General features: G+C 57.9%; 17 protein-coding genes. 14 read left to right on the forward strand and 3 right to left on the reverse strand.

Annotation, left to right across the window (positions count from 1 at the left end):
• Positions 1–138 precede the first annotated feature (138 nt).
• From HX866_RS05000 to HX866_RS05015, 4 genes are all read left to right on the forward strand, one after another.
• The gene (locus tag HX866_RS05000) at positions 139–768 is read left to right on the forward strand and encodes a hypothetical protein (RefSeq protein WP_177138338.1); all 630 of its coding nucleotides are present in this window, start codon (positions 139–141) and stop codon (positions 766–768) included.
• An 89-nt stretch (positions 769–857) separates the two neighbouring features.
• The gene (locus HX866_RS05005) at positions 858–6,644 is read left to right on the forward strand and encodes a matrixin family metalloprotease (protein ID WP_177138339.1); all 5,787 of its coding nucleotides are present in this window, start codon (positions 858–860) and stop codon (positions 6,642–6,644) included.
• Positions 6,645–6,778: 134 nt separating this feature from the next.
• Entirely contained in the window at positions 6,779–7,606 is an 828-nt protein-coding gene (locus HX866_RS05010) for a sulfotransferase family protein (protein WP_177138341.1), read from the forward strand.
• 167 nt (positions 7,607–7,773) lie between these two features.
• Entirely contained in the window at positions 7,774–9,099 is a 1,326-nt protein-coding gene (locus tag HX866_RS05015; RefSeq protein ID WP_177138343.1) for a TolC family protein, read from the forward strand.
• A gap of 190 nt (positions 9,100–9,289) precedes the next feature.
• Here the strand turns inward: HX866_RS05015 and HX866_RS05020 are convergent, their stop codons facing one another.
• Entirely contained in the window at positions 9,290–9,685 is a 396-nt protein-coding gene (locus tag HX866_RS05020; RefSeq protein ID WP_177138345.1) for a hypothetical protein, read from the reverse strand.
• A 129-nt stretch (positions 9,686–9,814) separates the two neighbouring features.
• Positions 9,815–10,780 carry a Dyp-type peroxidase gene (locus tag HX866_RS05025; RefSeq protein ID WP_177138347.1) on the reverse strand — a complete coding sequence of 322 codons (966 nt, stop codon included), beginning with the start codon at positions 10,778–10,780 and terminating at the stop codon, positions 9,815–9,817.
• A 157-nt stretch (positions 10,781–10,937) separates the two neighbouring features.
• Here HX866_RS05025 and HX866_RS05030 point away from each other — a divergent pair, with 157 nt between their 5' ends.
• On the forward strand, positions 10,938–11,138 hold the full coding sequence (locus tag HX866_RS05030) for a DUF7740 domain-containing protein (RefSeq protein ID WP_177091512.1): 201 nt from the start codon (positions 10,938–10,940) through the stop codon (positions 11,136–11,138).
• A 20-nt stretch (positions 11,139–11,158) separates the two neighbouring features.
• Here HX866_RS05030 and HX866_RS05035 read toward each other — a convergent pair whose 3' ends face one another.
• Positions 11,159–12,079 (reverse strand): MurR/RpiR family transcriptional regulator, encoded by a 921-nt coding sequence (locus HX866_RS05035; protein WP_177091514.1) that lies wholly within the window; start codon positions 12,077–12,079, stop codon positions 11,159–11,161.
• A 279-nt stretch (positions 12,080–12,358) separates the two neighbouring features.
• Here HX866_RS05035 and HX866_RS05040 point away from each other — a divergent pair, with 279 nt between their 5' ends.
• From HX866_RS05040 to HX866_RS05080, 9 genes are all read left to right on the forward strand, one after another.
• Positions 12,359–14,296 (forward strand): bifunctional 5-dehydro-2-deoxygluconokinase/5-dehydro-2-deoxyphosphogluconate aldolase, encoded by a 1,938-nt coding sequence (locus HX866_RS05040; protein WP_177138349.1) that lies wholly within the window; start codon positions 12,359–12,361, stop codon positions 14,294–14,296.
• A 52-nt stretch (positions 14,297–14,348) separates the two neighbouring features.
• Positions 14,349–15,242 carry a myo-inosose-2 dehydratase gene (iolE, locus tag HX866_RS05045; RefSeq protein ID WP_177091518.1) on the forward strand — a complete coding sequence of 298 codons (894 nt, stop codon included), beginning with the start codon at positions 14,349–14,351 and terminating at the stop codon, positions 15,240–15,242.
• Positions 15,239–16,048, forward strand: a complete 810-nt coding sequence (gene iolB, locus HX866_RS05050) for a 5-deoxy-glucuronate isomerase (RefSeq protein WP_177091520.1) — start codon at positions 15,239–15,241, stop codon at positions 16,046–16,048. The genes iolE and iolB overlap by 4 nt, the downstream gene beginning before the upstream one ends.
• Before the next feature lie 40 nt (positions 16,049–16,088).
• Complete coding sequence (locus HX866_RS05055; protein ID WP_177091522.1) at positions 16,089–17,591, forward strand: CoA-acylating methylmalonate-semialdehyde dehydrogenase; 1,503 nt, start codon at positions 16,089–16,091, stop codon at positions 17,589–17,591.
• A 35-nt stretch (positions 17,592–17,626) separates the two neighbouring features.
• Complete coding sequence (locus HX866_RS05060) at positions 17,627–18,457, forward strand: TIM barrel protein (protein WP_177091524.1); 831 nt, start codon at positions 17,627–17,629, stop codon at positions 18,455–18,457.
• Positions 18,454–20,385: a 3D-(3,5/4)-trihydroxycyclohexane-1,2-dione acylhydrolase (decyclizing) gene (iolD, locus tag HX866_RS05065; RefSeq protein WP_177138351.1), complete on the forward strand. Its 1,932-nt coding sequence runs from the start codon at positions 18,454–18,456 to the stop codon at positions 20,383–20,385. Before HX866_RS05060 ends, iolD begins: the two co-directional genes overlap by 4 nt.
• Positions 20,386–20,427: 42 nt before the next feature.
• A complete protein-coding gene (locus HX866_RS05070; RefSeq protein ID WP_177138353.1) occupies positions 20,428–21,438 on the forward strand; it encodes a Gfo/Idh/MocA family oxidoreductase in 1,011 nt (336 codons plus the stop codon).
• A 55-nt stretch (positions 21,439–21,493) separates the two neighbouring features.
• Positions 21,494–22,354 carry a sugar phosphate isomerase/epimerase family protein gene (locus tag HX866_RS05075; protein ID WP_177100753.1) on the forward strand — a complete coding sequence of 287 codons (861 nt, stop codon included), beginning with the start codon at positions 21,494–21,496 and terminating at the stop codon, positions 22,352–22,354.
• A 169-nt stretch (positions 22,355–22,523) separates the two neighbouring features.
• Complete coding sequence (locus HX866_RS05080) at positions 22,524–23,450, forward strand: sugar ABC transporter substrate-binding protein (protein ID WP_177091532.1); 927 nt, start codon at positions 22,524–22,526, stop codon at positions 23,448–23,450.
• Positions 23,451–23,512 lie beyond the last annotated feature (62 nt).

Below are 23,512 nucleotides of genomic sequence, written 5' to 3' on the forward strand. Positions count from 1 at the left end.
TGCGTTGTGAGGTTTGGGGGGGCTGCCTGTTCTATGCTGGACAAGATTTTGGTGAATTCGGAGTACTCGGAATAGCACTCGGAGGTCTTAGGTTCTCGAAGAATTTCCGTACACTACTGAAACTGGAGATATGTTTTCATGAAACTTAGCCTGCCCGAAGATTCCCCGCGTGAGAAGTGGTTTAATGCTACCCCAATATATGTTTTTTTTCCTATGCTTATCGTGATCTATGCATTCTCAAGATTTTACTTTCAACACTTCAATGAGACTCTGGCAGAGTATCTCACCCCTATAGTAAACGGGTTGGGATTTGTTGGTATAGAGATTGCCCCTATATTGCAAGGGCCGCTCGATACTACTTTTTATAAAAATCTAAGTGGGATATCTTTCATTGGGGCTTTTACGTATAACCTTGTGTCGATATTGTATATGGTTAAGCACAGAAGGACTGCGGGTTTAAGTTGTGTTGATGCCCATGCGCTATTGATGAAGCGAAAGCAGTGGGGAGCGAAAAAAACTTGGATAGTACTACATTTCTATATATATGTTGGCATAAGCGCTCTTGGGGGGTTCATGACACTAGGTCTCTTAAATAGCATATTCCATTGGCAGGTATTTTCGATTGGTCATGGTGATATATTGAAAACTTGCTTGGTGTCTGTGTATTTTTGCTTTTTAGGTATGACTCCGCTATATCTTTATTCCGTGGTCTTAAAGTATATAGCGTTTGATGTCTCTTGCATTTTAAAAAAACAGATAAATCAATAGCAAGGAAGTGAATTATGGCAGGCTCGGATTCTACCCCTAGTTGGTATCATGCTAGTGCTGCAGACTGGATTGGATTAGGTGCTGCGGTGATGGCCGCAATCATAACCAAAGGTGCATCTTTAGGGGAAACAGCGGCGTTAAGTCAAGATGCTAAAGCAGCAGAAAATGCCGGAAATTATTTTTTTGGAATAGTGGGCTCGGTACCAGGTGTGGTCGAAAACACTGCAACAGCAACATCGAAAGACAGCAAGGTATCCCCGGGTCAAGCGTTTACGCGTGAGGTGTTTGCGGGGTGGGCCGGCTATATAGCGACCGGAGCAACTGACGTCTTAGTCACAGGTCTTTTATCTGCTGCTGGTCTTACATTTGGGGCGCCGGTGATAGTAGGCGCTACAGCGATAGCTGCTGGTTATGCAGTTACTAAATATCTATCCAGCGAAATCGAAAAAAGTGATGCGATTGCAAATGCGGCTGAAAAAGCAGCGGCAGCGGCTGCAAGTAGCACTGCAGACTCTGATCCTATATCAAATAGGCAATACGCGTTGGATGACGGATCTCTCGTTACGGTTCAAACGGACGGGACGTTAAATATACAAACGGCGCTAGGTACATATCAATATGATGCTGGGGGAAACCCATTTTCTTACACTGATACTGCCGGGGTATCTCTTAGCTATGACAGTGTTACTGGCCAAATAACTGGGGTCAACACTGCTAGCCCACTGGAAGGGCTGCTGACAATTGGGCCCGATGGCATCCAGATTACAGATCAAAGTACGGGTGTCGATGTCGGGACGCTTTCCGTGGATAGCTCAGGGTCGTTTCAACTTTCCCAGACTGGGGTGGGGACGTTAACTGTGCCCAATACTCAGAGCAATCAAGATATAAGCTTTGCAAAAGATAATGGTGACGGGACAACGACAACTACCACGCTGGCAGCAGATGGTAATTCAGTTGCTACCACTGAGGTCGATGCTAATGGAAATGTTCTTCTTACATCCTTAACTGATATTTCAAATGGTACGAATCAATCCACTACAAGCTTTATGGATGCTGATGGCAACTTTTTAGGATCTCTGCAGACAACGAGTACAGTGGGCACGGATTCAACGACGACTGTGAGTTCCCAGTTGGACGCGAGCGGGCTTTTGATTGGGACTACGTCAACTATAACAAGTAATGATGGTAGCAGCGAGGTCAACAGCAAAGACAGTCAGGGTAATACGCTCTCTGAACAAATTATTGCGTCGGATGGTTCGGCAGTTGTCACAACATTTAATAGTTTGACAGACCCCAATCTGAATAGCACTGTTTCGAAAGATTCAAATGGCGACATTTTTGAGACCAGCACGACCGTTGCTGGCGATACCCCAGGCTCTTATGTAAGCACTACGCTTGACGCAAATGGCGCCTTGATTGAGAAGGAGACCCGGACGACTGATGACAGTGGCACCACTGACTCTCAGGCGTATTATGAGGGCGGCAGGCTCAGCTCTACGAGTGATATAGCAGCTGACGGCTCACGTATCGATACCCAATATGAAGACTCCAGTGATCCTAAAATCACCCAATCCAGTCATTTTGATGACAACGGTGATCTGGTCTCGCAATCATCGACGCAAAAAAATGAAAGCGATGGCAGCTACCTGACGACTTCGACCAATCCCAGCGGACAAACGCTATCGACGCTTGTAGAACAAGCGGACGGAAGCATGACTCAAACGATTTTTAATAATCCCAACGATGCAAATCTCAAAACTGTCATCGAGAACGATGCACAAGGCGATCTTGTCGGTGTTTCCACGACAACAGCGGGCACGGACAGTGATTACCTTACCGTTAGACAAAATGGCGATGGAGAAACCACGGGTACGGATAAGACAAACATCACTTATGATGACCAAGGTCAGAAAAACGAGCACATCCAAAGCTACGACGCCAATGGGGTGCCGACTGGCAGTAGTGATGAAGTGACGTCACCGAACGGTCACGTTAGCGACACCATAAATGGCACGGGTGTTGGCGCGGATCTGAACAACTCCACGATCACCCTCGCCCCCGATGCTCAGGCAAATCTCGTGGGCACCGGAAATGACGTCACGATTGATAATGGTGCAAGCCTGGTGTCCCAGGCATCTGACGGTACTTCGGGTTCTCAACAAGGCAATCAATTCACCTTGTCGAGCGGCGCCATTCTTATTGATTACGAAGGCAACAGCACGGTCGCGGACATCATCACGCAAACATTCGGTTCTACAGGTGCCAATGTTACGTTGGACGGCGGTGTTGCGACCACGGAACTCAGTGGTGCCACCATCACCACCAAAGATGGCACCACCCTGATGGTCGTGGGTGACAACAACTGCGTTGATGGCAACTGCACTGTTGCGATTGATGGGGACGGCAATCAATTCACGTTGCACGCTGGCGATATCGCCAGCATCAATGGTAACGACAATACAGCTAACGCCGTAGGGGACGGCGCACAGCTGAGTGTGGCTGGAGCGAATAATAGCGTTGATGCCACCAATGGCATCATTACTTTGGCCGACGGCACAAGTACAACCCTGACCGGTGATGACAATCAGCTCTCGGTGGGAAGTGATGTGGCCGCTACCATTGTGGGCACTGACAACACCGGTACCCTCAATGGTTCGGGCAGCACAATCACTGCCGGTGATGATTTTACGTTGAGCATGGCTGGCGCCAGTAACAATGACACTATCTCCGTAGGTGCCAACGGCACTGTCAGTATCGCCAGTGGTGATCAGGGTGAGGTGATCAACCTCATGAATGGCATCCTTAATTTGGGCTCGAATGTTGGTGTGACGAGTGATGGAGTTGGTGGGAACACGATCAGTGCAGGCGCAGACGACAGTCTAGTGGCGAATAATGACACGATCAGTTTTTCGGGTGGTGGAGACTCCATCAGTGGTGCAGGTGACACGATCTCAGCCAGTGATGACAGTCTATTGATTTCGAATGGCGGTGGTGGTGCGAGTGATGTTGTTATCGGAGACAGCAACACAATCTCCGCCGTTAGTAGCGCAATAACGCTAGATAGTATGAATGAGGTCGTATCTGGTAACGCTGATACGATAAACCTTTTGGCTGGTAGTTCCGCGACATTAACCAGTTACGGTGACTCGATTAGTTTGGAGGCGGGCGCCAGTCTGATCAGTGACGGATATGGTTACAATACAATCAATGCGGGTGTCGACGACACCGTAGTTATCGGTGCGACGGCTGGCTCTCAGTCATTTTTCACTGACACTTTAAATGCGATAGGTGATCAGAGCGTCACCTTGGACAGTGGCGTCGCAATCAATGTGGTGGGTGGCGGAGATACCATTACGGCAGGCGGTGGCGACAGCGTTACAGCCAGTGATGACACACTCAATTTGTCTGCGGGCGACTATGGCATTACTGGTGCGGGCGATACGATTTCAGCCAGTGGTGACAGCCTATATATCTCGAACGGTGGAGGTGGCGCGAGTGATGTCATTACGGGCGACAACAACTCGATTTCAGCTAACAGCAGCGCTATTACACTCAATGGCGCGGGCGAAACGGTAACAGGGGCCTTCGACACACTGGCGCTGACAGGGGCGGGAGAAAGCATCTCCGGTAATTATGACTCGGTCAGTTTTGGGGCCGATACCACCGCATCGATGACCAGCTACGGTGATTCCATTAGTCTGGGCGCGGGCTCAAGTTTGACGAGCGTCGGGGACGGCTTTAACACGATCTATGCCACCTCTGACGACGCAGTGACAATTGGTGGAACTGTCAATTCCGGCTACTACTTTACCGATAACTTGCACGTCACAGATGACCAGAATATCACCCTGGAAAGTGGTTCCTCAGTCGATGTAGTGGGCAGCGGAGATACCATTGCGGCGGGCGGTGGCGACAGCGTGACAGCCAGCGATGACACACTCAATTTGTCGGCGGGCGGCTATGGCATTACTGGTGCGGACGATACGATTTCAGCCAGTGGTGACAGCCTATATATCTCGAACGGTGGAGGCGGCGCGAGTGATGTCATTACGGGCGACAACGACTCGATTTCAGCTAACAGCAGCGCTATTACACTCAATGGCGCGGGCGAAACGGTAACAGGGGCCTTCGACACACTGGCGCTGACAGGAGCGGGAGAAAGTATCTCCGGTAATTATGATTCGGTCAGTTTCGGGGCCGATACCACCGCATCGATGACCAGCTACGGTGACTCCATCAGCCTGGGCGCGGGCTCAAGTTTGACGAGCGTCGGGGACGGCTTTAACACGATCTATGCCACCTCTGACGACGCAGTGACAATTGGTGGAACTGTCAATTCCGGCTACTACTTTACCGATAACTTGCACGTCACAGATGACCAGAACATCACTCTGGAAAGTGGCTCCTCAGTCGATGTGGTGGGCAGCGGAGATACCATTGCGGCAGGCGGTGGCGACAGCGTGACAGCCAGCAATGACACGCTCAATTTATCGGGCAGCGGGGATGCGATTGGCGGTGCCGGCGATACGATTGCAGCGAGCGGCGAAAGCCTGTCGATTTCGAACGGTGGAGGCGGCGCGAGTGATGTCATTATCGGCGATAACAACACTGTCTCTGCAAGCAACAGCGCGATTACATTCGGTGGCTCAGGCGAGAGCCTGTCTGGTAGCAATAATGCCATTTCCGTAACGGCTGGAAATAGCCTGACGGTCAGTGGCGCACAGAACGTCGTCAGTGGTTCATCGGATCAGATCACTTTATCAGGTGATGGCAGCAGTCTTGTCGTTCAAGGCAACAAAGACAACTTCGCAGTGACAGGCACTAACGACCGTATTATTGACGATCGCACCGATGGCACGTCGGTTCTCTATAACTGGAATAACAGCGGTTTCGAAACTGAAACGGTCTATTCCGGGTCCGATGATTCGGGTGACATCATTGGTGGTTACGGGTATTCGGGCACTGGTTCTGGCGTTGATGTACCTGGCGGATACGGCGGTGGTGACGGCGGCGGATATGGCTTTGCCGGTAGTCCTTCTGTCGTGTCATCAGCGTTGAGCCGCGACATAGGTTCCATCGCTCAATACGATCTGACTCACGGAAACCTTTCTGCCGCCGATGCTGCGCAGTCTGCATTGCATCAGGCCGTCGACACTGCAAACTCGACACCGACCGTAAGTGCTGGATCATCGGTACTTGAGAGCGCCAAATGGGATCAGCAGGTGATTACCTGGAGCCTTGCCGATACTCAAGGGGCTCAAGTTGCACCGTTCAGTGGCTTTATGGGGAGTGAAGACGAGTCGGTTGTGCAGGCTGCCTTTAATGCTTGGGGCGCCGCCGATCCCGGTCTGGTCTTCAAGGAAGTCAGCGATTCAGCGCAGTCAGATATTCGTGTGGGGTTTGGTGATTTCAACACCGCGACCACTGGTGTCGTTGGTTACACCAGTTTCCAGACTGATGACGGCCAGATGGAATCCGGTGTCGTTGTTCGAGTTGAGGATCCGACGCAGGATTCGCTGACTACAGGCCCCGACGGGCAACAAACCTACGCCGGTACTGATGCCACGCTTTCCCAAGTGCTGCAGCATGAGATTGGTCATGCGCTAGGTCTGGGAGACAACGCCGATCAAAACTCGGTGATGAACTACCAGCTCACGGCCAGCAATCGGACGTTGGACCGAACGGACCTGGCCGGTATCGGTTCGCTTTATGGTTCTGGACCGAGTACCGCGTCAGTCGGCAGCAGTGGCGTGAGCCAGTTGATTCAGGCCATGTCCACGTTCAATGCGGATGCCGGCGTCGCCGATACCACCTTGTTGCCACCCGCTTCGTTAAATAACAACGTGATATTGAGCGCTTCCGCACACGCAGCCTGATTTCGCGAACTCACGCCATTTCCATCAAAACGATAGATGCTCTTCGCTGCGAGTAGCAGCCAAGAGCATCGAGTATCAGTGCACGGCACTTGCGGTTTGTGATATTTGCGGTCGCTAGTGCCTAAGGAGACGCCTTGGCTACTCAGTTTCATGCCATATCAGGTTTACCGCGTTCGGGATCGACACTGTTGTCGGCGCTGTTACGCCAGAACCCGCGATTTTCAGCAGCGATGACCAGTCCGGTCGCTGCATTGGTCGGTTCGGTGCACGGGAAAATGTGCGGCGGCGAATTCGGTGGTTTTTTCGATGACAGCAAGCGCGCAACGATACTGCGCGCAGTCGTCGAGTCCTACTACGCCGATAAAATCGACACGTTGCCTGACAACCCCGTTGTATTCGATACCAACCGCACATGGACCGGGCGGGCGGCGTTGTGGGGGGCGATGTATCCCCAGTCACGCATTATCTGTTGTGTCCGCGACGTCGGCTGGATCATCGACAGCGTCGAGCGAATGCTCGCCAAGAATCCCTTGCAGCTATCACGCATGTTCAACTTCCAGCCGGGGGCTTCGGTCTATGCCCGGGCGGAAATCCTCATGAATTCGGATACCGGCCTGATTGGATTGGCCTGGAGCAATCTACGCGAAGCCTGGTTTGGCGAGCAGGCGAAGCGCTTGATCCTGGTGCCTTACGATCATCTGGTCAAAGAACCGCAACGTACCCTGAGCCGGCTTTATACCGAATTGGGTGAACCCTTGTTTGAGCACGATTTGCAAAACGTGGTGTATGACGAGCCGGATTATGACGCCCACCTGGGCATGCCCGGCTTGCATGCAGTGCGCAAGAATGTCGAGTTCCAGGCGCGCAAACTCTGCATCCCGCCGGATATTTTTGCTCGATATTCAACGACCGGCTTTTGGAACAATGCCGAACTCAACACGCATGGCGTGACGATTCTGTGAGTGTGATGGGTTCAGAAAACATGCTGAAAGTTCGTACAGCTCTGTCGTTCAATACGACTGTGTGCATCACTTTTCTTATGGGCACGGGCTCGGTGTTGGCCGCTGGATTCGGCCCCGCTGATCCGCTGCGTCAATTTGATAGCGTTCCTGCAACGGCGGCCAACCATATGTTCGATTCGTCGCCGGCAGTCGATGGCTGCGTGGACAATTCGCAGGTGGACCTGGCCTTGCTGGACATCGTCTCCAGTGCTTTGTGCCACAACCCGAAAACCAGGGAGGCCTGGGCGAACGTCAAGGTCCAAACCGCCCAGGTCGGTGTCGCCAAGGCAGCTTACCTGCCCACCTTGAACGGCACGTTGCAAGAGGCGAAAGACAGCTCGACCAGCCATGGCACCACGGCCAATCCCTTTGTCGTCCAGTCCGACAGTCGCTACCAGAACGCCGCGCTGACCTTGAATTGGGTGCTCTACGATTTCGGTGCCCGCTCGGCGAGTGTCGACTATGCCCAGAGCAAGCTGGCCTCTGCGTTGGCCGGGCAGGACAGCGCCCTGCAGACGGTCTTTGCCAGTACGGTCAAGGACTACTACGCCGCCTTCGTAGCCCAGAAAAACCGGCAGGCCACACAACATATCGAAGCCGATGCGAAACAGGTGCTGGATGCGGCCACGCTCCGGGTGCGCCATGGTGTGGCGGCGGTCAGTGATCAGTTGCAGGCCCAGACGTCTTATTTCCAGGCCACCTTCAACCGTAACAAAGCGGAGGGGGACTGGAAGACCGCATTGGGGCAGGTGGCTATCGATATGGGACGTCGCCCCAATCTGCCTTTACACCTGCTGGGAGAGGATGACGTGGCTCCGCCTGGCACAGCGTTCGAGCAGTCGGTCGACGAGTTGCTGCAAACAGCCCAGCAGCGCCATCCCTCTTTGATTGCTGCCCGTGCGGAACTGGCGGCGGCGCAGGCGAACGAGGACATGATCAGTGCGCAAGGACGGCCAACCATCAGCTTTGTCGGCAAGTACAGCTACGACAATCAACCGCAGAGCTCCGGTGTCGGCCAGCAGTTTTTGGGGGAGACGGTCCGCGACCGTTCGGTGGCGATTCAAGTCAGTATCCCGCTCTTCGAGGGTTTTACCCGGACTTATCAGGTCCGCGGTGCGCAGGCGCAAGTTGAAGGCAAGGAGGCCAGCCTGAACGATGCCGAGTTACAAGTGGCGTCCAGTGTCTGGTCGGACTATCAGACTTTGAAAGTCGGTACGCAGAACGTGCGGACCAGCCAGGAAATTCTCGACAGTGCCAAGCAGGCCTTCGAAGCGGCGCAGGCGCGTTATGCGAAGGGCGTGACGGGAATCCTCGAGGTCATCACCACCCAGACCGCCTTGGCCAACGCCGAACAGCAACAGATCAGCGCTCTGGCCGGGTGGCAGAACGCACGAATCCAACTCGCATCGAGCTTAGGTAGTCTGGATTTGAGGAGCCTGTACCCGACGTTATGAGGCTGCATGGTGTGTTTGCAAGTTGAACCCCGTGCTCGTCTTGAGGCATGAGTTAGAGAAGAAAGAAGACTGGAAAGGGGGCGGTGATGGCTGAGTCAGCAGCCCCTTTTTGTGCCCCTTTCATCAACAGGGCGCTGCTGGTCGAGCACCAGCAGCAGCTATTATGTGGGAGTGCTATGACATCGACGGTTTAAGTCAGAGGCGCGGGAGCTGGCGGCGGCGGTGTCGATTTCTTATGATGATCATCGGCATTGGACCAGCCTAAGCCTGTGCCAAAATCGACTTTCTGTTCGCTGAACGAATAACCGATATTCGCATCGCCAAAGTAGCCGTCGCCCTGGTAGGCCACGCCGATATTAGGTCGAATGGATTGATTGGAAAAGACGTAATCCACCCCGATGGCTCCTACGCCACGGTTCTCTTGATTATCCGAAAATGCCTTGATTCCGACGGCTGGCCCTTCCCCGAATATATAGCTGACTCCGATCCCGAAACCCACGTCGTGTGCTTCGGCGCCCATGGAAAAAGCCATCAAAGTCGCTAGAAACAATAGTTTTGGGGGGGAGGCGCGTAGTTTTCCTTTCATGATCTCTCCGTGAACTGCTTGGTTTGAGATGCCCTGCGTCGTGATTGTCGTGGCGCTTTTCAAACCATAGCAGAGAAAATTTCAGTCGGAGTTTGGTGGTGGCATGTGCTTATGGCGCGCAGTAGAAGCCTAAGGCTTGCGCTCCGCCAGCTCTTCCAGCAAGTCGGCCGAAGGCACGAAGAACAGCCCCCCCGTGACCGCCGTGCTGAAGTCGAGCAATCGATCATAGTTGCCCGCCGGCTTGCCGATAAACATGTTCTCGAGCATCTGCTCGACGGGGGCCGGCGAGCGCGCATAACCGATGAAGTAGGTGCCGAACTCGCCGGCGCCTGGTCGGCCGAAGGGCATGTTGTCCCGCAGGATCTTCACTTCCCGGCCGTCCTCGGTGAGGGTGGTCAGGGAACTGTGGGAGCAGCTCGGTTTGACCGAGTCAGCGAGTTCGATATCGGACAGCTTGGTGCGGCCGATAATGCGCTCCTGGGTCTCGACGCTCAGCTTGTTCCAGCCGGTCATGTCGTGCAGGTACTTTTGCACCAGCACATAACTGCCGTTGGTAAACGCCGGGTCTTCATCGCCGACCATGGTGAAGTCGACCGCCGCGTGGCCAACCGGGTTTTCGGTGCCATCGACAAAGCCGACCATGCTGCGCATGTCGAAGTAACGAAACCCCTGGACTTCATCGACCACCGTGATCGCGTCACCCAGCGGTGCGAGCAATTGCGTCGCCAATTCGAAACACAGGTCCATCTGGTCGGCCCGGATGTGCAGCAGGATATCGCCCGGTGTCGCCGGCGCTTGGCGGCCTTCCACACCCACTTCACGAAAGCCGTGCAGCGAGGCGGGGCGCGGGCCGCCGAACAGGTGGTCCCAGGCACCGGAACCAAAACCGCAGACACAGGACAGATTACCGGCAGGCACGCGCTTGCCGACGGAGCGCGTCAGCGCGGCGACATCTTCGCACCAGCCGCGCACGGTCTCGGCCGCTTCGCTACCGGGTGCCAAGGTGGCCACGATGAAAATCGCGCTGCTGGTGATCGGGCTATAGACCGCTTGCGGGTCAGGCTTGCGCTCGGTCGAGGGCGAAAGGGTTGTCATTCAGAACTCCACAGGCGGCGGATCAGATTTGAAAGACTGGAAAATAGCAGATTGCAACTCTGAAGCTACAATCGAGTGAAGAGAGCGCGCAGATGCAGTGGAGAAAACCCAGGCGCAGCCGATACACTGCTGTCCTGAATGTTCGAGTGCGTGTGCGATGACCCTCACCGACGCTGTTCTCATCCTCCTGCTGGCGGCCCGCATCCATGGCACGGACGAAGCCGTGCGCGCGTCGGCCAAGAGCTGTGTGAAGAAATTGCCCCGTGGCAAACGCGAGCTGATCTACAACGTGATCAACAGCCGCAGTCCCATGGACATGGTGGCGCTGATGGCCGATAACCTGCAGTTGGACGACTAGGCAGGCGGGTCGCCGCGGGCTCAGTCGTCGAAGCCGACCTTCTCGTGAATCCCGTCCACCTTCAATTCCAGTCGATAGGCCACGGCGATAAACAGCGCCTGGCACAGGCACAGGCTCGCACTCAACGAACGAAAGGCGAACGAGCTGCCCTCATTCACCAGCAGCGCCGTGCTGGCGCGCTTGACCAGCGGTGACAGGTTGCTGTCGGTGATGGTCAGGGTTTTCGCCTGGTGCAATTGGGCGATACGCAGGCACTGCTGGGTTTCCTTGGCGTACGGCGAGAAGCTGATGGCAATCACCAGGTCGTTGGCGCGCACGCTGCGCATCTGTTCGCGATAGCTGCCGCCCAGGCCCGACACCAGGTGAATACGCTTGTTGGTGTGCTGCAGGTTGTAGACCAGGTAGTCGGCCACCGCGAATGAGCGACGCACCCCCACCACATAGATGTTGTCGGCATTCACCACCAGGTCCACGGCGTCGTCGAACGCCTGGTCATCCAGTTCCAGACCCAGGCGCTCAATGCCCGAAAGCGTGGCATTGATGCATTCGCGCGCCAGGTCGCCGGCGCTGGCTTTCTGGGTCTTGTTGTCGATCAGGCTGCGAATCCGCTGCTGGTAGTTCTGCGCCGGCGTGGTCTTGTGGGTATAGGCCTGGCGAAACAACGCCTGCATTTCACTGAAACCGCTGAAACCGAAGCGCTGGGAAAAGCGCACGATGGCCGACGGATGCACTTCGCATTCCTGGGCGATATCGCTGATCCGGTCGACCATGATCCGGTCGCTCTGCTGGCTCATATAGGTGGCGATGCGCTTGAGCTGGCGCGGCAGGCTTTCATATTCCTCGGTGATCAGTTGCAGCAGACGCTCGGCATTGATCGGAGGGCTGGCGATATCGCCCTCGGGTGCGCTTTCGGTCATGGCGGGCTGATCGGTGGGGGACATGGGCAATCCTTCTGGTTGTGCTTGTGGCTGGGTCGCTGCACCTAGTCTACAGGGGCGACACCAATAAAATCTTGAGTGCGGAGTCAGGTGGCGCGATGCTGAAACGATCCACCCGCTAGATGCCATCACCTTCAAGTGTAATGGAAAATATATTCCATATAAAAAATAATAGAAAATATATTGAATGTCGTCAGCAGACGTTCTAGTCTGGCCTCACACCAAAAGTGTTCGTGGCTACCTCGCGGCGAACGCAGGCTGATAAAAATAACAGGAGCCAGCATGGGCCAGACTCGTTTTGCCAGTGGGCGTCAATTGGATCTGATCTGCCTCGGGCGCCTTGGCGTCGATCTCTACGCGCAGCAAGTCGGTGCGCGCCTGGAGGATGTCTCGAGCTTTGCCAAATACCTCGGCGGGTCCTCCGCCAACATTGCCTTCGGCACTGCCCGACTGGGGGTGAAATCGGCGATGTTGAGCCGGGTCGGGGACGATCATATGGGTCGCTTCCTGGTCGAGTCCCTGGCCAGCGAAGGTTGCGATACCCGCGGTATCAAGGTCGACCCGGAACGCCTTACCGCCATGGTGCTGCTCGGTCTCAAGGACCGCGAAACCTTCCCGCTGGTGTTCTACCGCGAGAACTGCGCCGACATGGCCCTGCGCGCCGAAGACATCTCTGAGGATTTCGTCGCCTCCAGCAAGGCCTTGTTGATCACCGGCACGCATTTCTCCACCGCCGGCGTCTACCAGGCCAGCATCCAGGCCCTGGATTACGCCGAAAAACATAACGTCCGTCGTGTGCTCGATATCGACTACCGCCCGGTGCTCTGGGGGCTGGCCGGCAAGGCCGACGGTGAAACCCGTTTTGTCGCCGACCAGCAGGTCAGCCAGCACGTGCAAAGTATCCTTCCACGCTTCGACCTGATCGTCGGCACTGAAGAAGAGTTCCTGATCGCCGGTGGCGGCGAGGACTTGCTTGGCGCGCTGCGCACCGTACGTTCGCTGACCGCCGCGACCCTGGTGGTCAAGCTCGGTGCCCAAGGTTGCACGGTGATTCACGGAGCGATTCCGGCGCGCCTCGAAGACGGCGCCATTTACCCGGGCGTACGGGTCGAAGTGCTCAACGTGCTGGGGGCCGGCGATGCCTTTATGTCAGGTTTCCTCTGCGGTTGGCTGGAGGAGGCCAGCGATGAGCGCTGCTGCCAGCTGGCCAATGCCTGCGGTGGTCTGGTGGTCTCCCGCCATGCCTGCGCCCCGGCGATGCCGACCCGCGCCGAACTCGATTACCTGTTCAACAGCCCGGTGCCGATCACCCGGCCCGACCAGGATATGAAGCTGCAACGCCTGCATCAGGTCAGCGTGCCGCGCAAAGCCTGGCGACAACTGTTCATCTTTGCCTTCGACCATCGCGGGCAACTGGTGGAACTGGCCCATAAAGGCGGTCGTGACCTCAACAGCATCGGTGAACTCAAGCTGCTGTTCATCAAGGCCGTGGAGCGGGTCGAGGCCGACCTGCGCAAACAGGGGATCGAGGCGGATGTCGGTCTGCTGGCCGATCAACGCTTTGGCCAGGACTCATTGAACGCCGCCACCGGCCGTGGCTGGTGGGTTGCGCGCCCGGTGGAGGTCCAGGGTTCCCGGCCGCTGGCCTTCGAGCAGGGCCGCTCCATCGGCAGTAACCTGATTGCCTGGCCGCAAGAGCAGATCATCAAGTGCCTGGTGCAATTCCACCCGGACGACGAGCCTCTGCTGCGTCTGGAACAGGAAGCGCAGATCAAGGCCTTGTACCTGGCGTCGCAAATCAGCGGTCATGAGTTGCTGCTGGAAATCATCCCGCCCAAGGATCACCCATCGACTTATCCCGATGTGCTGTACCGCGCCCTCAAGCGCCTCTACAACCTGGATATCTACCCGGCCTGGTGGAAGATCGAAGCGCAAAGCGCCGCTGAATGGGAGCAACTCGACGCCCTGATTCAAGAACGCGATCCGTATTGCCGAGGCGTGGTGCTGCTGGGCCTGAACGCACCGGCTGCGACCCTGGCGCACGGTTTCCAGCAGGCCAGTCAAAGCCGGACCTGCCGCGGCTTTGCTGTCGGCCGGACGATTTTCCAGGAACCCAGCCGGGCCTGGATGGCCGGTGAAATTGATGATGAGGCGTTGATCCGGCAGGTGCAGGCGACGTTTGTGGGTCTGATCGACGCGTGGCGTGCGGCGCGTAGCTGATGCCACAGGTGATCGGTTGAATATTTTAGAAAAAACAATAAAAGGTGCAGCCATGCCCGCTATCCGAATTGGCATCAACCCGATCTCCTGGAGTAACGACGACCTGCCGTCCCTGGGCGGCGAGACACCGCTGAGCACCGCCTTGAGCGAAGGCAAGGACATCGGCTACGAAGGTTTCGAACTCAACGGCAAGTTTCCCAAGGACGCCAAGGGGGTCGGCGATGTGCTGCGCCCCTACGACCTGGCCCTGGTCTCCGGCTGGTATTCCAGCCGCCTGGCCCGGCGTTCGGCGGCCGAGGAGATCGACGCCATCGCCAGTCATGTCGAGTTGCTTGCGCAGAACGGCGCCAAGGTGCTGGTCTACGGCGAAGTCGCCGATTCCATCCAGGGTCAGCGCATTGCGCTGGTGGAACGCCCGCGTTTTCACAGCGAACAGGCCTGGCAGGAATACGCCGACAAACTCACCGAGCTGGCGCGTTTTACCCTGTCGCAAGGGGTGCGCCTGGCTTATCACCACCATATGGGCGCCTACGTCGAATCGCCGGCCGACATCGATAAATTGATGGCGCTGACCGGCAGCGAAGTGGGGCTGCTGTTTGATTCGGGCCATTGCTACATGGGCGGTGGCGAGCCCCTCGAGGTGCTGCGCAAACATATCGGGCGCATCTGCCACGTGCATTTCAAGGACGTGCGCAAACCGGTGGTGCAACTGGCGCGCAACAATCTCTGGAGTTTCCCGGACTGTATCGTCAACGGCACCTTCACCGTGCCCGGTGATGGCGATATCGACTTTGCCGCGTTGCTGGATGTCTTGCTGGCCGCCGATTATCACGGCTGGCTGGTGGTCGAGGCCGAGCAGGACCCGGCCGTTGCGCCAAGCTACATCTACGCCAAGAAAGGCTTCGACACCTTGCGTGGGTTGCTCGATCAGAGGACCGGACAATGAGCCTGCTGGTCAAGAGTCACAGCAAGGGTCGGACCCTGGTCGAGTTGGCGCCCGGCACCCTGGAGTATGTCGGTTTCGCCGCCTATCGCCTGAGCCTCGGCGAAAACCTGCCAGTCAGCGCCGGTGACCAGGAACTGTGCCTGGTGCTGCTCGGCGGCCGGGTCAGCATCAAGGGCGAAGCCCCGGGGCAGGGCGCCTTCGACTGGGACAATATCGGCGATCGCCAATCGGTGTTCGAAGACAAATCGCCCTATGCCGTTTACCTGCCACCCGGCAGCCAGGCCCAGGTGGTGGCCTTGAGCGATGTGCAGATTGCTGTCTGTGCCGCGCCCGGTTCGACCGCGGCAGGCCACGGTCCACGGCTGATCACCCCGCAAAGCATGAAGCGCAGTGTGCGCGGCAAGGGCGCCAACACCCGGTATGTCTGCGACATCCTGCCGGACACCGAACCTGCACACTCGCTGCTGGTGGTGGAGGTGCGCACGCCCTCCGGGCATTCATCGAGCTATCCGCCGCACAAGCACGACACCGACGACCTGCCGCACCAGAGCTTTCTTGAGGAGACCTACTACCACCAGGTCAACCCGCCCCAGGGTTTCGTCTTTCAGCGGGTCTACACCGATGACCGCTCCATCGACCAGGCCATGGCCGTGGAAAACAGCGACCTGGTGGTGGTACCCAAGGGCTATCACCCGGTCAGCGTGCCCTACGGCTACGAGTCCTATTACCTGAACGTGATGGCCGGACCCAAGCGTGTCTGGCAGTTCCACAACGACCCACGGCACAGCTGGCTGCTGGATCTGTAGGTCCGCCGCGATTTCAATTTCTGGATGGAGAATAAAAACAATGAGTGAGGCTCCGGTTTTAGGCCACTACATCAACGGCCAGGTGCGCGACAGCGGTAGCGAGCGCTTCAGCAATGTCTTCAACCCGGCCACCGGCAGCGTGCAGGCGCGGGTCGGGCTGGCCAGCCAGCAGACCGTCGATGAGGCCGTCGCCAGTGCCTTGAAGGCCTTCCCGGCCTGGTCCGAGCAGTCGTCCCTGCGGCGTTCGCGGGTGATGTTCAAGTTCAAGGAGCTGCTGGATAAACACCACGATGAACTCGCCGAAATCATCTGCCGGGAACATGGCAAGGTGTTTTCCGATGCCAAGGGCGAAGTCACCCGTGGTATCGAGATCGTCGAATACGCCTGTGGCGCGCCGAACCTGCTGAAAACCGATTTCAGCGACAACATCGGCGGCGGCATCGATAACTGGAACCTGCGCCAGCCCCTGGGCGTCTGCGCCGGGGTCACTCCGTTCAACTTCCCGGTGATGGTGCCGCTGTGGATGATCCCGCTGGCGCTGGTCACCGGTAACTGCTTCATCCTCAAGCCCTCCGAGCGCGACCCGTCGGCCAGTCTGTTGATGGCCCGCCTGTTGAGCGAAGCCGGCCTGCCGGACGGCGTGTTCAACGTGGTGCAGGGCGACAAGCTGGCGGTCGATGCCTTGCTCCAGCACCCGGACATCGAGGCCATTTCCTTTGTCGGCTCGACACCGATTGCCGAGTACATCCACCAGCAGGCCACGGCGCGGGGCAAGCGGGTCCAAGCCCTGGGCGGGGCGAAGAACCATATGATCGTCATGCCCGACGCCGATCTGGACCAGGCCGCCGATGCCTTGATCGGCGCCGCCTACGGCTCGGCCGGCGAGCGCTGCATGGCGATCTCGATTGCCGTGGCGGTGGGCGAGGTCGGCGATGAGCTGATTGCCCGACTGCTGCCGCGCATCGATCAACTGAAGATCGGCAACGGCATGCAGGGCGACAGCGACATGGGTCCGCTGGTGACCGCTGAACACAAGGCCAAGGTCGAAGGTTTTATCGGCGAGGGCGTGGCCCAGGGCGCCCGGCTGATTGTCGACGGTCGTGGCTTCAAGGTGCCAGGTGCGGAAAACGGCTTTTTCGTCGGTGCCACCCTGTTCGATAACGTCACCCCCGAGATGAGCATCTACCAGCAGGAAATTTTCGGCCCGGTGCTGGGGATCGTGCGGGTGGCGGATTTTGCCAGCGCCGTGGCGCTGATCAACGCCCATGAGTTCGGTAACGGTGTGTCCTGTTTCACCAGCGATGGCGGGATTGCCCGGTCCTTTGCCCGCAGCATCAAGGTCGGCATGGTCGGTATCAACGTGCCGATCCCGGTGCCCATGGCCTGGCACTCGTTCGGCGGCTGGAAGCGTTCGTTGTTTGGCGACCACCACGCCTACGGTGATGAAGGCCTGCGTTTCTACAGTCGTTACAAGAGCGTTATGCAACGCTGGCCGGACAGCATTGCCAAAGGCCCTGAGTTCAGTATGCCCACCGCCAAATAGGCGATCTTCATCTTTGTCTGCGGAGAACAAGAATAATGAACCAGCCCCTGCGTTTCGCCCTGAACCGTATGGTTGCTCCACGTTTGTCACTGCCGCAATTCATTGAGCTGGCGGTGGCCCTGAAGGCCGATGCCATCGAGATCCGCAACGATCTCATGGGGGTCGAGATCGAAGACGGCACGCCGGCCGTGCGGGTCCGCGAGCTGTGTGCGGCCCAGGGCATCAAGGTGCTGTCGATCAACGCCCTGTACCCCTTTGATGTCTGGAATGCCGAGCGCCGCGCGCAAACCCTGGCGCTGGCGGCCTATGCCCGTGATTGCGGGGCCGAGGGCCTGGTGATGTGCCCGTTCAACGATCGTGACGATCCGCGTTCCGAAGCACAACGCAACGCCGGGTTGCGCACGGCCTTGAGCGAACTGGCGCCGATTCTGCGTGAATACGGGATTCTCGGTTTCATCGAACCGCTGGGATTCGAGGAATGCGCCCTGCGCCGCAAGCGCACGGCGGTGGACGCGATCAAGGCGATCGGCGGGCTGGATGTATTCCGTCTGGTGCACGACACCTTTCATCATCATCTGGCCGGCGAACAGGAATACTTCCCTGAACTGACGGGCCTGGTGCACATCTCCGGGGTCGAAGACGGCAAAGCGCCGTTGGCGACCATCCGTGACGGCCACCGGGTGCTGGTGGGCGAGGCCGATATCCTCGGCAATACGGCGCAGATCGAGACCTTGCTCGGCGGCGGCTACAGCGGCTACCTGTCGTTCGAACCCTTTGCCGAAAGCGTGCATGGGCGGGCGGACATCCAGCAGGCGCTGGGCGCGAGCATGGCCCATCTTCAACAGGCAATGGCGGTGCAAGCATGACCACGACACGACTGACCATGGCCCAGGCGCTGGTGAAGTTCCTCGACAACCAGTACGTCGAGGTCGATGGCGTGCAAAGCAAGTTCGTCGCCGGGGTCTTCACCATCTTCGGCCACGGCAACGTGCTCGGCCTCGGCCAGGCACTGGAGCAGGACAGCGGCGACCTGGTGGTCCACCAGGGTCGCAATGAGCAGGGCATGGCCCACGCCGCCATCGGTTTTGCCAAGCAGCACCTGCGGCGCAAAATCTACGCCTGCAGTTCATCGGTCGGGCCCGGTGCGGCGAATATGCTCACCGCCGCCGCGACGGCCACCGCCAACCGCATTCCCTTGCTGTTGCTGCCCGGCGATGTCTATGCCAGCCGCCAGCCGGACCCGGTGCTGCAACAGATCGAGCAGTTCCACGACCTGAGCATCAGCACCAACGATGCGTTCAAGGCCGTCAGCAAATACTGGGACCGCATCAACCGTCCGGAACAGTTGATGAGCGCGGCGATCCACGCCATGCGGGTGCTCACTGACCCTGCTGAAACCGGCGCGGTGACCCTGGCCTTGCCGCAGGATGTCCAGGCTGAAGCTTACGATTACCCCGATTACTTCCTGCAGAAACGTGTGCACCGTATCGACCGCCGCCCGGCCACCGAGGCCATGCTCGGCGACGCCGTGGCGCTGCTCAAGGGCAAGCGCAAGCCGCTGATCATCTGTGGCGGCGGGGTTCGCTACTCAGGGGCGAATGCGGCGTTGCAGGCGTTTGCCGAACGTTTCGACATTCCTTTTGCCGAAACCCAGGCCGGCAAGAGCGCCATCGTCTCCAGCCATCCGTTGAACGTCGGTGGCATCGGCGAAACCGGCTGCCTGGCGGCCAACCTGCTGGCCAAGGAAGCCGACCTGATCATCGGCATCGGCACCCGTTATTCGGACTTCACCACTGCCTCGAAATGGCTGTTCCAGCACCCCGAGGTGCAGTTCCTCAACCTCAATATCAGCCCCTGCGATGCCCTGAAGCTCGATGGTGTGCAGTTGCTGGCCGATGCCCGCTCCGGGTTGCAGGCATTGTCCGCAGAGCTGGGGGATTACCGCGCCAGTTGGGGCGAGCAAACACGCGAGGCCAAGGCACGCTTGGACGAGGAGGTCGACCGGGTCTACCAGGTCGAGTACCAGACCCAGGATTTTGTCCCGGAAATCAACGACCACATGGACCCGGCGGTGCTGCGCGAATTTATCGAGCTGACCGGTTCCTGCCTGACCCAGAGCCGGGTGCTCGGCGTGTTGAACGAAACCCTCGCCGAGGACGCGGTGATCGTCGCGGCGGCCGGCAGCTTGCCCGGTGACCTGCAACGCAGTTGGCGCAGCAAGGGCGTGAACACCTACCACGTCGAGTACGGCTATTCCTGCATGGGTTATGAGGTCAATGCCGCCCTCGGGGTGAAACTCGCGGAACCGGCGCGGGAGGTCTATGCGCTGGTCGGGGACGGCTCCTACATGATGCTGCACTCGGAGCTGGTCACCTCGATCCAGGAGCGGCGCAAGATCAACGTGGTCCTGCTCGACAACATGACCTTCGGCTGTATCAACAACCTGCAAATGGAACACGGTATGGACAGCTTCGGCACCGAGTTCCGGTTCCGTGATCCGGCCAGCGGCAAGCTCGATGGCAACTTTGTCCCGGTGGACTTTGCCATGAGCGCGGCGGCCTACGGTTGCAAGACCTACAAGGTCAACACCGTCGAGCAATTGCAGGCGGCCTTGGTCGATGCGCGGTTGCAGACGGTGTCGACGCTGATCGATATCAAAGTCCTGCCCAAGACCATGATTCACAAATACCTGTCCTGGTGGCGGGTCGGCGTGGCGCAAGTGTCCACCAGCGCGCGCACCGATGCCGTGGCCAAGACCCTCAATGAACGACTGGCCAAGGCGCGTCAGTACTGACCCCTTGCAACGAACAACAACTACGCCAACAGGAGTTTTCCCATGTCTTTAAAGCTAGGTGTCATCGGCACCGGTGCCATCGGTCAGGATCACATTCGTCGTTGCAGCAAGACCCTGCTCAACAGCCAGGTGGTGGCGGTCACCGACATCAACCTGCAACAGGCGGCCAAGGTGATCGCCGACCTGCAACTGACCGCCGAGGTCTACCCGGACGGTCATGCACTGATCAATGCGCCGGAAGTCGAGGCGATCCTGGTCACCTCCTGGGGCCCCAGCCACGAGGAGTTCGTGCTGGCGGCGATTGCGGCCGGCAAGCCAGTGTTCTGCGAGAAGCCGCTGGCGGTCACGGCCGAGGGTTGCCGCAAGATCGTCGCTGCCGAAGTGGCCCACGGCAAGCGCCTGGTGCAGGTCGGTTTCATGCGCCCCTACGATGAAGGTTATCGCGCCCTCAAGGCGGTGATCGACAGCGGCCAGATCGGCGAGCCGTTGATGCTGCATTGCGCCCACCGCAACCCGACCGTGGGTGAGAACTACAAGACCGACATGGCCATCACCGACACCTTGATCCATGAACTGGACGTGCTGCGCTGGCTATTGGCCGACGACTACGTGTCGGTGCAGGTGGTGTTCCCGCGCAAGACCAGCAAGGCCCTCGCGCACCTGAAGGACCCGCAGATCGTCCTGCTGGAAACCGCCCGGGGCACGCGTATCGACGTCGAGGTCTTCGTCAACTGCCAGTACGGCTATGACATCCAGTGCGAAGTGGTCGGTGAAACCGGCATCGCCAAGTTGCCGGAGCCTTCGCAGGTGCAACTGCGCAGCGGCGCCAAGTTGTCCAACGCGATCCTGATGGACTGGAAAGACCGCTTTATCGCCGCCTATGACGTCGAGTTGCAGGCCTTTATCGATGGCGTGCGTGCCGGCCAGGTCGGCGGCCCGTCGGCCTGGGATGGCCTGGCGGCGGCGGTGGCGGCGGATGCCTGCATCGAAGCCCAGGGCAGTGGGGCGATTGTCCGGATCGGGCTGCCGGAACGCCCGCACTTCTACGGCTGAGGAATCACTATTGGGTGTTCCCACCATGGAGGTGGGAGCGCGAGGAGAGGCCACCATGCGTATTGCGCTAGACCCTTACATGTACCGCAATTTGCCCCTGGGCAAGATGGTCGACAAGGTGGCCGAGCTCGGTTACCAGCATATCGAACTGTCGCCCCGGGAAGACTTCCTGCCGTTCTACAAGGCTGCACGCGTCGACAAGGCGCGGATCAAGGAGTTTCGCAAAGCCTTGAGCGACACCGGCGTGCAGCTTTCGTCGCTGTTACCGATGTACCACTGGGCCGCCGCCGACGAAGGTCTGCGGGTGGCGGCGGTGCGCAACTGGAAGCGGGCGATCCAGATCGCCGTGGAAATGGATTGCGAGCTGGTCAACACGGAGTTCACCGGACAGTCGGACAACCCGCTGGTCTGTGAAAACCAGTTCATGCGCTCGATGGATGAGTTGATGCCCGAGTTCGAACGCGAAGGCGTCAAGCTGGATATCCAGGCGCATCCCTATGACTTCTGCGAACGCAACAATGAGTCGGTCGACATCATTCGTGGCCTGGACCGCGACTGGATCAACTACCTCTATGCGGCACCGCACACCTTCTTCTATGACGACGGCAAAGGCGACATCGCCTCGATGCTCAAGTACGCCGGCTCCAAGCTCAGCCACTTGATCATTGCCGACACCTACAACCACAAAGCTTCTTCGAGCCTGCGTTATATCGTCAACCCGCCGGGGGTGACCGCCACCGTGCACCAGCACCTGGACATCGGCCAGGGCGAGGTCGACTGGGAGGCGTTTTTCGGTACGTTGCGCGAGATCAAGTTCGATGGCATCGCCACTGTGTCGGTGTTCGCCTGGGAGGATCGTCCGGACGAATCGAACCGGATGATGCTTGAGCGCGTCACCCGTGAGCTTTGCCAGTAAGGCCCAAAACGAAAAAAGAAAATAAATTTCTAAAACAGATTGATATGGAAATTATTTTCCAATAAAGTCGATTTCAGGTTGTCGAGTACCGACGATCGTTCGCCTGCCGGTCACTGAAAGAGTCACGTTTGATCCATAAAACCAACAAGAATGTGGAGAAAGACTTTTCATGAAAACCAAGATCCGTTTCACCTCCCTTGCCCTGTCTCTGATGCTTGCCAGCGGTGCCGCCTTCGCCGATATGAAGATCGGTGTGAGCATGTCGCAGTTCGATGACACCTGGCTGACCTACCTGCGTGAATCCATGGACCAGAAAGCCAAGTCCATGCCCGACGGTGTGAAACTGCAGTTCGAAGACGCCCGTGGCGACGTGGTCAAGCAACTCAGCCAGGTGGAAAGCTTCGTCAGCCAGAAAGTCGACGCGATCATCGTCAACCCGGTGGACACTGCCGCCACCAAGAAAATCACCGATGCGGCGGTCAAGGCCGGGATTCCCCTGGTCTACGTCAACCGCCGGCCGGATGACCTGAACCTGCCCAAGGGCGTGACCACCGTCGCCTCCAATGACCTGGAAGCCGGCCAGATGCAGATGCAGTACCTCGCCGACAAAATGAACGGCAAGGGCGACATCGTGATCCTCCTCGGCGATCTCGCCAACAACTCCACCACCAACCGCACCAAGGGCGTCAAGGAAGTCCTGGCCAAGTACCCGAACATCAAGATCGAGCAGGAGCAGACCGGTACCTGGTCGCGCGACAAAGGTATGACGCTGGTCAACGACTGGCTGACCCAGGGCCGCAAATTCGATGCCGTGGTCGCCAACAACGACGAAATGGCCATTGGTGCCGCGATGGCGCTGGAGCAGGCCGGGGTGAAAAAGGGTAGTGTGCTGATTGCCGGTGTCGACGGCACGCCTGATGGCCTGCGTGCGGTGAAAAAAGGCGATATGGCGGTCTCGGTGTTCCAGGATGCCAAGGGTCAGGCAGTCGGTTCCATCGACTCGGCGGTGAAGATGGCCAAGCACGAGCCGGTTGATCAGGCGGTGTGGGTGCCGTATCGCCTGATCACCCCGCAAAACGTTGCCGAGTTCAAATAGTCAGTCCGTTCAATAACAACAATAAACAAGCAAGGTCGCACTGCTCGCCTTGCTGATGGAGT

The sequence above is a fragment of the Pseudomonas gingeri genome (genome assembly GCF_013386165.1).
Taxonomy (GTDB): Bacteria; Pseudomonadota; Gammaproteobacteria; order Pseudomonadales; family Pseudomonadaceae; genus Aquipseudomonas; species Aquipseudomonas gingeri_C.